General features: G+C 48.3%; 2 protein-coding genes. Both read right to left on the reverse strand.

Annotation, left to right across the window (positions count from 1 at the left end):
• Positions 1 to 435: 435 nt before the first annotated feature.
• Positions 436 to 1,452: an SDR family oxidoreductase gene (locus BG32_RS05420; RefSeq protein WP_121526532.1), complete on the reverse strand. Its 1,017-nt coding sequence runs from the start codon at positions 1,450 to 1,452 to the stop codon at positions 436 to 438.
• Positions 1,449 to 1,776: MarR family winged helix-turn-helix transcriptional regulator (locus BG32_RS05425; protein WP_121526533.1), on the reverse strand; the 328-nt coding region annotated here is incomplete at its 5' end. The genes BG32_RS05425 and BG32_RS05420, both read right to left, overlap by 4 nt.

The raw sequence follows: 1,776 nt of genomic DNA on the forward strand, positions 1-1,776 counted from the left end.
CTCTGCCTTTTACGCGAAAAAAAGACATACTATAGGAGTCGGTCAGTCTCTATTTTCGCTTACAGCGATTAGCGGGTCTTCGTACTTAAGCGCATAGCGGTTCTTAGAACGGGATGCTGAAACAAGTTCAGCATGACTGAATGCGGCGTTTCCGAAGTGACCTCACACTGTCATCCCCGCGAAAAAGGGACGTGAGGAGAATCGTCAGTCCCTATTTTTGCTCTCGCTTTCTCGTGAGCGCAGCGAACGTCTCAAATGCAATCTTTCTCAGCTGTTCAAGGCCTTCAACGTCTAACGGCTTTTTGATCGAGAGGCTGAAAGACGTTAAGTATGAGATGTTATTGGATGCTGCAAATGATATTCACAGACATTTTTTCCCGAATGAGCTGCGAGATTCTATTGTGGTTAGATTGCCACTTGCCAGATGAAAAGGGTTTACGTCGGACGGTGAGAGTCTAGCTTTGACTGCAGTTTGATCGTGCCGTATCCGGATAGCCATTCGACGGCGTCCCTCAGGGATTCCGAGACTCTCCTTGGATTGTGGCCCAATACTTTAGAGGCTTTTTCGTGAGAATACTTGTAGTTCCTGGTGAGTGTGTGGACCGTATACGGAGTGAAACAGGCCTTCGTTTTTGAGATCATGTAATAGAGTGTACTAAAGGCCGAAAGCAAATAGGCGCTAGTGCTTTTCAAGAAGGTGCCGATTCTCTTTTTGCCTGTTATCTGGTGGAGTATGTCCGTAAGCTCCTGTATCGAGACGCTCTCTCCGCCGATAATGTAGACTTCGCCTGGCTTTGCCTTCACGGAGGCCTCAATTTCCGATCGGACCACATCACGGACATCGACGAAATCGAAGGATCCGTCGACGCCAACTCTAAGCCTTCCGGAGGCGAAGAGCCTTATCATGTTGCCCATCTCTGAAAGCTTGTAATCGAATGGGCCTATGATTCCTGTCGGGCAGAGTACAACAACGTTCAGGCCTTCTCTGGCGGCCGTCAATACATTGAGCACGGCTTCTGCCTTGGATTTACCGTAGACGCCGCTAGTACGCGCTGGGTTGAATGGGACGTTTTCATCTATCACGCTACCCGGTTCAATCTCAGTAAAGGCATGTATCGAGCTTGTGTAGATCATCCTTTCGACTTTCTGCTTCTTGCATGCGCGGATTACGTTTTCTGTGCCGCCAACGTTAACGCTCAGAACGCGCTTTTTATCTGTAGGCATAATGGATATGAGCGCCGCCAAATGATAGACCGTGTCGATTCCTTCGCAGGCTTCTATCACAAAGTCTCTGTCTCGAATATCGCCTCGGAGGATCGTTACACCCTCCAGCTCTATCATAGAGGTATCTTCTCCAGGGAGAGCAACGGCCCTTACGCTTTCACCTCTGCTGACAAGCTCTCTGACGAGAACGTTACCAACGTGCCCGGTGGAACCGGTTACCAGTATCATGACTTATCAGGTTTGCCTCCTTCATCGGAACTGACTAGTTCTTCGTCTATAACAATCCGGGTTATTCTTTCAAATCCATCAGTGATTATCGCGAGGTCTTCGGCACCGACTTTTCTTATAAACGTTGAGATCAGTCTGGAGAAGTTCTTTAAAAAGCTTTCAAAGAAAGCCTTACCGCGTTGAGTAAGTGTAATCATGATGACCCTTCTGTCTTCTTCAGAACGGATACGGGCGAGATAGCCTTTGCTCTCCATATCGTCAACGAGGACGGTGACATTGCTCTTTGTCATCGAGTATTCCTTTGCAAGTGAGGACATGCTCTGG

Source organism: Mesotoga sp. HF07.pep.5.2.highcov (genome assembly GCF_003666285.1).
Taxonomy (GTDB): Bacteria; Thermotogota; Thermotogae; order Petrotogales; family Kosmotogaceae; genus Mesotoga; species Mesotoga prima.